The organism is Syntrophomonas sp. UBA1041, assembly GCF_002316705.1.
Classification (GTDB): Bacteria; Bacillota; Syntrophomonadia; order Syntrophomonadales; family Syntrophomonadaceae; genus DTU019.
In genome coordinates this window covers 161250-170812 of sequence record NZ_DCEA01000017.1, presented here as the reverse complement: position 1 = coordinate 170812, position 9563 = coordinate 161250, and the positions used below count along the sequence as shown (strand labels likewise).

The window sequence follows — 9563 nt, the reverse complement described above, 5'->3', positions numbered from 1 at the left end:
GGGGAGTAAGCCTCCCCCTTTTCATTTAGATTAACATCACCTATCATGCTGCGTTGGAGCTAGCGGATGAGGGTAACGGAATTAAAAAAGCCCGCCTATATTAGCGGGCTCCCTTCTATATTGATAAATTAGCAGTCGCTTAATGCCAATACTGCCAGCCAGAATTTGGCGTGCCCGTATTCATCCCCTGCGATGTTGAGAATCAGGGCTCGCAGCAGCGGATCATCAACCATGTTGGCCATAGCCGCATACATGGAAACAGCCCCGATTTCATCAGTGATGGCTTCCTCCACCAATTGGCAGAAATCTTTTTTGTCGTCATCTCGTGAGGGGCAATAATCATCATCAGGCTCATAATATTTTTTGGGCATCATGTCGTCCTTTCTCCTTTTGTCTTTTTTGGGTTCTCTGTCATCCTCGGGATACCATTTACACTTCTTATCTTCTTCATCGTCATACCAACATTTGTGCTTTTTATCTTCCTCGGGTTCATAACACCATTTGCGTTTCTCGTCTTCCTCAGGTTCGTAATACCATTTCGGCTTCTTGGGTTCTGCATGTCCATAACCCTTTTTCGGCATTTTTTCACGATGGTTCTTTTTGAACATCCATCCGACCTCCTTGTATGTGATTAGCCACATCCGGCTATTCCATATTATGGAATGCTCTCAAAGGGAGTGCCTGTACCTGCCAAACTTTCCCGACAAGTAACATAATGGGTATTCAATCCGTATACTGGTAAAAAAACATAAGGAGTGGATATAAATTGAACTCGGGCAGATTTAAAACCCTGATTAAAGTTGCTAAAAAACACAAAGTCAAAAGCCTGCAGTTATATAAAGATATGGTAGATACTACCCCTGATAAGGATCTCAAAAAGTTAATTCAAGAAAATATCATAACCGGCGAGAGAAAGCATCATCGTTGGCTGGAGGATATGGTCAGAGATTATAACAAAAAAAACCATAAACATGATCATGGTTGTCGGGATCGGGAAGCAGATATCAAGTCCGTTATCATTCCTCTCCAGCAGGGCGTCTTTATAAGCAAGTATTACCCTGACAAGAATTTCAATGATTACGATGCCTTGTATTTCGGTCGTCATGGTCATCCCAATAACGTTTTTCGAACCCTGATGCAGTTCGATCTCAACAAAATTCCAGATAACTGCACCATTATAAAAGCGGAGTTAATCGTTTCCCTGTGCACCAATGAATTGCCCCATGGAGGTGCGCGCGTTGCCATGCATCCGATATTAACCGACTGGTGCGAAGACACCGCTACCTGGAATGACGGTCCTGAAATAGCACGGGAGCATTGGAGAATTGAAATCCCGGGCGGCGTTTTCGGCCCGTTGTGTATAGATGTGAGCGATTATATTCAGGACTATTTTGAGTGTCCAAATTACGGCTTTATTCTGGTTGGTTCCGAGTCCATAGACGGTGTGATTGGAATAGAGGCCAGAGACTGCGGGCCCCACCGCAAAGGTCCCTACCTGAAAATAGAAATGGAGTGCGGCCATGACGAATAATAAAGATTCAGCCAATCACTACCAGACTTTGGCAAAGCTGCTTGATGAACAGTATCAATCCCGCGTTGAAATGTGCCAACAATTGGCCAGTCATCTGGAAAACGGCCATAAACGGGAAGCCTCGGGCGATGAACAGCAGATTCGCTCCAAAAAAGCAACAAATCATGGTCCTTGGTTTGGAATAGAAAAGATATCAGCTTTAACCCCCGAACAGATACTTCAGCATCTCTTAGATAACATGAAAAAATAGGAGTCCCCGAGAATTACCCCCTGGCATCACCCGCTGAGGACGGGAGAATCGGACATTCTCCCGTCCTCATTTTTTGTGTCCATTAATAAATCCGCATATCCCGGGGAAGCCTAATTAAAAATCTTACGCCTGTGTATAGAACAGCTTAGTGGCCAATTATGACCTTGCTGCAAAGGGGGATTAGAAAATGCGCATGGTGCAATGTCCCGAACTCTGCTTCTGGTGTGGTGAGGCTACCGGACGTACTTCGGTGTTTGAAGCCGCCTCTCCTGAAGATTATGATATTCCCGGTGTACTGGCCAGTTATGAGCCTTGCCCCGCCTGCCGGCGCACCTGGGGACTGGGGGTAGTGCTGTTTGAAGTAGTCGACGAGCACAGCAGCGACAGGCCGCCTTTGACACCGGGCTATGCCCCAACCGGGCGCTGGTTTATTGTGCCGCCGGAAACCATTCGCGAGTACTTTGATTATCCCGAACAGGTGATAGCCACCGGTAAAGGGATCATAGATAACGTTCTGGCCGATTATTTGATGGATAGTTTCATGCAGGGGCAGGTGATTCATTAGCCGGTACAGAGGGAACATCGGGTACCTCAGCCCTGTACGGCAGTTCAAGAGACATGGAAGCTCAGGCTGCTTCCGAACTCACTTTTCTTCACTTCCAATCTGGCATCAATGCGTTCTTTGAGCTCATCAATGTGGGAAATGATCCCTACCAGACGGCCTTGTTCCTGAAGGCTGAAAAGGATGCGAACCGCTTCATCAAGGGAATCGGCATCCAGGGAACCGAAGCCTTCATCTATAAACATGGCCTCCAGATAAGTACCTCCGGAATAGGACTGAACCACCTCCGCCAGCCCAAGTGCCAGGGCCAGCGAAGCTAAAAATGACTCCCCTCCGGAAAGATTGGCAACCGGACGGGTAGTGCTGGTGTAATGGTCGTATACCTCAATATTGAGTCCTCCCGCTGCGTTGGCACGGGTCAAATCCTGGCTGCGATTCAGTATAAAACGGCCTTTGCTCAGCCTGCTGAGCCTTTCACTGGCCCGGAGGATTACATCATCAAGCAAGGCCCCCAGAACAAAGCGCTGAAACGTAACATTTTTGGGGTTTTTGCCGTTGGCTACATCGGCGATACGGCCCAGCACCCGGTATTGCCCGGTAACCGCCTCTAGCTGTTTTTCATAGCCTCCCACAGTAATCAAATCATTGTTCAATTTTTTAAGCCGCTCTTCAGCCAGGGTGAACTCCGCATGGATTCGATCCCGTTCTGTTTGCAGCTGCTCATGCCGGGTCTGAATTGCCGCCAAGTCGGGTGGCTGCAGCCCGTGAACCTCTGCTTCGCACCTTGCCAGCTGATCCTGCGCTGAATGCAGACGCAAATCATATTGCTTAATAAAGACCTCAAGATCGTTGAGTTTGGTTTCACTGCTCCTGGCTGCCTCATATTCTGCCTGCTGCTTGAAGCCGGCCCTATGTAATTCCTGGGTAAAAAGCAGGCTTTCATTATCGAAATGCAGCCGGGCCTGATTGGTTTTCTCCAAGAGGCTGTCTACCCTGGTGGCGGTATTGGACAGCTTAACGTTCAGTTCCTCGGCCAGCAGTCTGGCATTCTCCAGGTTTTGGGCCAGGACCTCACAGTGTTTTAAAGCCTGCTCTTGTTCTTTTTGCAAGGTTTCCCGATCAATAATGGTTTGCGGCAGGTGTTGGGCGCGCTCACTAAAGATGGCTTGCGTGGAAGCACACTCTTGTTCTGCCTGTCCAAGTTCATATTTAAGCCGCTCCAACCGGGAAAAACTCAGCTTTTCCCCCTCTTCCAACAATGCCAGGGATTGTGCCCACTGTCCCTCTTGACTGGCGGATTTCATGGTGGTCTGATATTTTGACCGGCTCAATTCCAGGCTTTGCCGCAAAGCCGCCAGTGTTTGCGATCCTTTGTCGCCTAGTTCGGCTTCCAACCTCAGGGTTTTTTCTTCAAAAAGCCTCAGTTTTATTTCTATAGCGACCGCATTTTTCCGGGCCTCGTTGAGTTGTTCCGCGGCCAGGTCAATCCTGGCCTGCTGCTCCTTGAGTTGTTTCTCATCAGGAAGCTGGCCGCTGGCAGTATGGGGATGAGGATGATTCAAGGAACCGCAAACCGGGCAGGGTACGCCTTCCCGCAGATCAGTCGCCAAAAGCGCGGCCTGGCCCTGGTTCCAGGCATCCTGCAGAACGGACCCATGATTTTTTAATTCATTATATTTTTGCTCGGCCTTTTCAAGCTGGCGGACGGCCTTTTTCCACTCATACTTGTGCTTGGCCAGAGATTGGCGGGCTTGTTCCAGTTCATTGCGCTTGCTGAAGATTGTTTCCTGTGCCTGCACCTCGGTTTTAAGGACTTCCACCTGAAGTGCGGACTGTTGTGCAGTCTGCCAATTGTTGTTGATCTCCTCCCGCTGCAGGCGGATTTTAGTCATTTCAGCTTCGGCTTGACTGAGATCTTCCTGTAACAGGCCGCGCTGTTGTTCTGCTGCCGCCAGTTCATTCCTGGCCTCCTGATATTGCTCAAAAACCGGGGTTAAACTATGCAGCCAGTGCAAGTGCCGGGAAGCCTGGTAGCGCTCCGCTTCCTTATCGGTTTCGGCCTGGTAGGCTTCTTGAGCCGCCTTGTTTTGCATTTTGAGCTGCTCCAACTCCATAGCTGCTTTTCTGTGCTCGATCTGGATCTGTTTATATTCCGTCTGGCGTTGGTTGAGGCTATTTTCCAGAGCAGCCAGCAGCAAGGCCTTCCTGCCCTTTTCCAGGATCCGCCGCTGCCTTTCGATATCATCTTTTTGCAAAGACAATTGCTCTAGCTCATGCCGGGCTTCAGCGCAGGCCTTAAAAAGCTGCGCTATCCTTTTAGCCTGGCCCAGGGCCTCGGCGGCCCCAGCCAAATCCTTTGTAATCTGCTCCAACTGTTTCCTGTCGGAGGCGATAACACCGATTTCCTTATCAATGGCCATCCGTAATTCTTCAGTTGAGGTGCAAGCGTGCTCCTGAAGAAGTTCTGCTTTTTTGGCTTCGATTCGCAAAGCCAGGTCTTCCACGGTTTTGGCCTGCTCTTTAAAATAGGCTTCGATACGGCTGTACAGGCCGGTTTGGAACAAAACCTGCATAATGGCCTGACGTTCTTTAGAATCAGCCATCAAGAGGCGGCGAAACTGTCCCTGGGGCAGCATCACCACCTGACGAAACTGGTCGCTCCTGAAGCCCAGCAATTTCTGAATCATTTCATTTACCCGGTTCCAGCCGCTGGCCAGGGCAACTTCCTGCGGTTTCTGATTTTCGTCGGGGCTGATATCATAAAAGACCGCATGTTGAGGCTCCTCGGCGGTGCCTGTGCCTCGTCTGCTTGGACGCAGCTGGCGCGGTCTTCTCTGTACCCGGTAAGTTTTATCGGCCAGGGAGAAATCGAATTCCACTTCAGTTAGGCTGTCCTGAGCAGCGAAGTCGCTGCGCATATCAGCGCCGGAACGTTCCGCCCCGCTGCTTTCCCCGTAGAGGGCAAAGCAGATAGCGTCCAGGATAGTGGTCTTACCTGAACCGGTAGGGCCATGGATCAGGAAAAAGGAGCGCCCTTGCAAGAGGCCAAAATCCACCTCATGAGTACCCACAAAGGGTCCAAAAGAGGTTATTTTCAACAATAGCGGCCGCATCTTCAGTCCCCCCTTTCCTTTTCGTAAAATTTGTCGACGAGGCGGGCCACCACTCCTTGCTCCGGCTCGGAGAGGCAATTTCCCGTAACCTGCTGGTAAAAAGATCTAAACAAATCGACCTCGGTAAGGTTTCGAAAATCCCTTTCACCACCCAGCCCCGCGGGTACCTGGTGCAAAACCGGGCGCTGCAATTCCACGATGTGAGGAAAAACTTGGCGCAGTTTGCCCATAGGGTCTAATAAGGCACCCTCATCGAGGAGCACCACCTTGATATAATCATCGCTTCTATCGCTGGTGAGGATTTCCTCAAGGTTCCCTTCTATGCAGCGCAATTCCCGGCGCGGACTCAAAGCAATGTTTTCACCCTTCATTAATTCCCCGTTCTGGTCGATCTCCAGCAAGGTTACACCTTTGCGATGCTCAGCCTCGGCAAAGGAATATTTAAGCAGCGACCCGGCATAACAAACCTTTTCATTGCCTATGTATTGCGGGCGGTGCAGGTGGCCCAGGGCGCAGTAATTGAATAGCTCCAAAAGATTTGCCGAAACGCATCCAGCCCCGCCCACCGCACTTAGGGGCCGCTCTGATTCGCTTTCCACTCCCCCGCTGATGAAAGCGTGGGCAACCGCGATCTTTCGGGCTGAAGCCGGCAGGGTGGAAGTTATGTAATCTATCATGGCTGCCATTGCGCTGTGGTGGTCATGGATAGACTGGTCTCCTGTAAAATTACGGACAAAGGCCGGTTCGCTATAAGGAAGCGGGCAAAAGTATACCGGACCGTACTCGTCATATAATGGAATCGGTTGCCACAGGCCGTTTAAGGGGCCGACCATATAAAGCTGCTGCTGGGTAAGCATGTGCTGCGCAAAGCCTATCCGCTCCGGGTTGTCGTGATTGCCTGCAATCACGATAACGGGTATGCACAGGTCCTGACAAATCCTGGTCAACACCGTGTTGAGCAGACTGACAGCTTCGGCGGAAGGCTGGGAACGGTCAAATACGTCTCCGGCTATAATAACTGCATCGACTCCGCTCTCCCCCGCAAGGTTGACCAACTGTTCCAAAACATGGGCCTGTTCTTCGATAAGATTGTATCCATGAAAAGAACGGCCCAGATGCCAATCGGCACTGTGCAATATGCGCAACTTCTCCACCTCCTATTGGTAGGTTAAACATAGCTGGCAATTTAGTCCAGTCTAACTCCATTCGATGACACTATTTTGTCACCACAAAGCCAATAATTAAGCAGTCTAAATGTCTTGCGGAGATTATCGGTGCAGTTTCAGCAGGCATTTTATTGCTGCAGTTTCGTAGCGTGGCATTATGGGCGCACAATGATAAAAGCCCTCACCATGTGAAGGCTTTTAGCTGACTTTTTTAACGCTATGGCGGAGAAGTTTTCGAAACACTGGGTCCAAGATCTTAAATAACCTAGTCTATCCGAAACCAAAAAACCTGAAAAAGGAATTAAGGAAGTTCTCTCCAAACCTAAGCAAGTTTTAAACCTAACCGAAACTGATGGGAACCAAAAACTAAGGGCTACAACCAATGACTTTAAGACAGTATACCTTTACTCCTCCGCCATTGCACTTTTATTATAACCTGTGCCGGCAACTAAAACAATACCCGGAATAGTCTTAATTATTTTCCAGCGCAGTCAGAAGTTGACTGGCGTTCAGTCCTCCGCTAGATATTAACACGACTGTTGCGGATAACGGCTGGAAAGATTTTGTTGTTGGGCGACAACGTGGATTGGAACCGGCCCCTCATCCTGATGCGGGGCTATTTCCAACCTGGCCCTTAATCCGTATCTTCCTTTGGTTGATCATTTCATCTGGATCTCATTTTGTCCCGACTCCGCCCCCCTGGCAACCACATCACATGCTGCTGAACGATGATAGCTTTTCCCCGTTAAATTTGGTTTATCTTAAAAAAGACTTGCCTCCGATTCCCTGTATTTTATGAGTTCCAAAGGCATCCTATGGTCCGGACAAGGATACCATAAACCGGGTAAATTCACCTGGTTTACTCTCTGCACTGATTTGCCCTCCATGAGCCTCGACAATCGCTTTGGCAATGGCCAGGCCGATACCAGAACCTCCGGTTTCCCGGGTGCGTGACCGATCTGCCCGGTAGAAGCGCTCGAAAATATGGGGAAGATCCTCAGGGGCAATCCCTGCCCCGGTATCTTTGACTGTCAGAACCCCCCGGTTTTCTTCCCGGGTTACCATTACCTCCACTCGATCACCGGCGGCGGTATATTTAAGGGCATTCGAAATGAGGTTTACTGCTACCTGCTTAAGCTTATCCCGGTCAGCCAGCACCATGACGGTCTCCCCGTGGAAGTCGAGGTGAACCCCGTTGTTTGTGAAGTCGGCCTCGAATAGTCTTATAACCTCTTGCGTCAGATGACTGAAATCAATAGACTCTTCATGCAGCACCAGATTTTCACTATCATACCTGGCCAGGGTTTCCAAATCCCCCACCATGCGGTTGATTCTCAAGATTTCTTCATGACAGCTCTTTAAGCGGTCCGAATCGGCTGCCCAAATACCGTCGATCATGGCCTCTATATGGCTCTGCAGGGTGGCCAGGGGGGTTCTCAGCTCATGGGCTACATCCGCGGTGAGGCGTTTCCTCAGCAGTTCTTGTTTCCCCAAACCGGCGGCCAGATCATTTACGGTATCGGTAAGGTGGTCTATTTCGATAATATTGGACGGTTTAACAGGCCGGGTTTTATATGCGCCTCGTCTCATGTCTTGAGCGGTTTTTACAGCTTGAGTTATAGGCAGGCTCAAACGCTTGGCAGTGAGGATGCCTGCAATTAAGGCCATAACCAGGGCTAATACGCCTGCTATGAGCAGAACCTGGTTCAAAGTACTGATAAATGCCAGATCATTATCGCTGAAATAGTATGGTCCATAATAGCCGATCGCTACCCCGCCGACAACCTCGGACTCCTGCTGCAGCGGATATTCATTAACAACATAACTGCCCTGGAAATCTGGATAACGGCTGAGCATATTCTGCGACATATGGTTGATCATTTGAATGCAGAGTCCGTTGTTGTGCAGAGTGGCATCCCATACGGTATTACCCTGGTTGTCCGTAACTCTGACAATCATACCCTGCTCCAGGGCCTCTATTCCGATCTGTTCTATAGTGGCCTGGTTCCACAAGTTTTCTTTACGGTGATACTGCTGGCTGATCAGACCCACAATTCTGCTGTTTTCTTTTTCCTGTTGCTTGACAATATAATGACTGAACTGTTTTTCTATAAGCAAATTGGTCAGTATGCTGATAAAAGCCACCAGAAACAGGGAAATGCAAATATGAGATATGGTCAAGCGGGTTCTCAGTCTTAACTTCAAATCATTCACCACCGAATCTGTAGCCGACTCCATGGACGGTCAAAATATAACCGGGGTTCTTGGAATCCTCCTCAATCTTCTGCCTGAGATTTTTTATGTGAGTATCGATAATGCGGTCATAGCCTTCGAAATCCTCGCCAATGACCAATCGGATCAGTTCTTCCCGGGTGAATACCTTTTTGGGGTATTTCAGCAATGTGGCGAGCAATTTAAATTCGTTCGGAGTCAGGTTGACCGCTATCCCTCCCTTTTTCACTTCATGCCGCGTAAAATCTACGACCAGGTCTCCTTTACTAAATGACATTATATTAGCCAGAGGGACGGTATCCGGGCCGCTTCTGCGCAGCAGTGCTCTTACCCGGGCGGTAAGCTGCCTGGGGCTGAAGGGTTTGGTAAGATAATCATCAGCGCCGATATCCAGGCCATGAATGATATCAGGTTCTTCAATTTTTGCCGTAAGCATGATGATAGGGACTCGCGATTGCTTGCGCAGCCGGCGGCAAATCTCCTCTCCGCTCATATCCGGCAGCATCAAATCCAATATAACCAGAGCGGGTTGAACCTTCTCAAACGCTTCTAACGATTGTTCTCCGTTGAAAGCGGTATAAACCTCGTAACCGCTTCGCTCCAGGTATGATTTGATCACTTCAGTGATCTTGACTTCATCGTCAATAATCAAAATCTTGTTGGGATGATTCAATATAAGCCCCCCATATCAGTGAAAGGCGAGCTGTAT

Annotated in this window: 8 protein-coding genes; 3 read left to right on the top strand and 5 right to left on the bottom strand. The window is 49.3% G+C overall.

The annotated features are described in order from the left end of the window. Positions 1 to 128 precede the first annotated feature (128 nt). Entirely contained in the window at positions 129 to 608 is a 480-nt protein-coding gene (locus B2633_RS04360; protein WP_483169392.1) for a ferritin-like domain-containing protein, read from the bottom strand. Between the two features lie 158 nt (positions 609 to 766). On the opposite strand from B2633_RS04360, the gene B2633_RS04355 reads away from it, so the two are divergent. The 3 genes from B2633_RS04355 to B2633_RS04345 all read left to right on the top strand — a co-directional run bounded on the left by B2633_RS04355 (position 767) and on the right by B2633_RS04345 (position 2346). After that, positions 767 to 1531, top strand: coding sequence for a DNRLRE domain-containing protein (locus tag B2633_RS04355; protein WP_483169391.1), 765 nt, complete (start codon positions 767 to 769; stop codon positions 1529 to 1531). After that, positions 1521 to 1781, top strand: coding sequence for a hypothetical protein (locus B2633_RS04350; RefSeq protein ID WP_483169390.1), 261 nt, complete (start codon positions 1521 to 1523; stop codon positions 1779 to 1781). Before B2633_RS04355 ends, B2633_RS04350 begins: the two co-directional genes overlap by 11 nt. A gap of 187 nt (positions 1782 to 1968) precedes the next feature. Then, positions 1969 to 2346 (top strand): hypothetical protein, encoded by a 378-nt coding sequence (locus tag B2633_RS04345; RefSeq protein ID WP_483169388.1) that lies wholly within the window; start codon positions 1969 to 1971, stop codon positions 2344 to 2346. 44 nt (positions 2347 to 2390) lie between these two features. On the opposite strand, the gene B2633_RS04340 is transcribed toward B2633_RS04345, so the two are convergent. From B2633_RS04340 to B2633_RS04325, 4 genes are all read right to left on the bottom strand, one after another. Then, positions 2391 to 5456 carry an AAA family ATPase gene (locus B2633_RS04340; protein ID WP_483169386.1) on the bottom strand — a complete coding sequence of 1022 codons (3066 nt, stop codon included), beginning with the start codon at positions 5454 to 5456 and terminating at the stop codon, positions 2391 to 2393. 2 nt (positions 5457 to 5458) lie between these two features. After that, positions 5459 to 6601: an exonuclease SbcCD subunit D gene (locus B2633_RS04335; protein ID WP_483169385.1), complete on the bottom strand. Its 1143-nt coding sequence runs from the start codon at positions 6599 to 6601 to the stop codon at positions 5459 to 5461. An 834-nt stretch (positions 6602 to 7435) separates the two neighbouring features. After that, positions 7436 to 8827 (bottom strand): sensor histidine kinase, encoded by a 1392-nt coding sequence (locus B2633_RS04330; protein ID WP_483169384.1) that lies wholly within the window; start codon positions 8825 to 8827, stop codon positions 7436 to 7438. A 1-nt stretch (position 8828) separates the two neighbouring features. After that, the gene (locus tag B2633_RS04325) at positions 8829 to 9527 is read right to left on the bottom strand and encodes a response regulator (RefSeq protein WP_481038607.1); all 699 of its coding nucleotides are present in this window, start codon (positions 9525 to 9527) and stop codon (positions 8829 to 8831) included. Positions 9528 to 9563 lie beyond the last annotated feature (36 nt).

Bases quoted from the DNA above. Each gene is read 5' to 3' on its own strand.
- B2633_RS04360 (WP_483169392.1), bottom strand. From the start codon at position 608: ATGTTCAAAAAGAACCATCGTGAAAAAATGCCGAAAAAGGGTTATGGA.
- B2633_RS04350 (WP_483169390.1), top strand. From the start codon at position 1,521: ATGACGAATAATAAAGATTCAGCCAATCACTACCAGACTTTGGCAAAG.
- B2633_RS04345 (WP_483169388.1), top strand. From the start codon at position 1,969: ATGCGCATGGTGCAATGTCCCGAACTCTGCTTCTGGTGTGGTGAGGCT.
- B2633_RS04340 (WP_483169386.1), bottom strand. From the start codon at position 5,456: ATGCGGCCGCTATTGTTGAAAATAACCTCTTTTGGACCCTTTGTGGGT.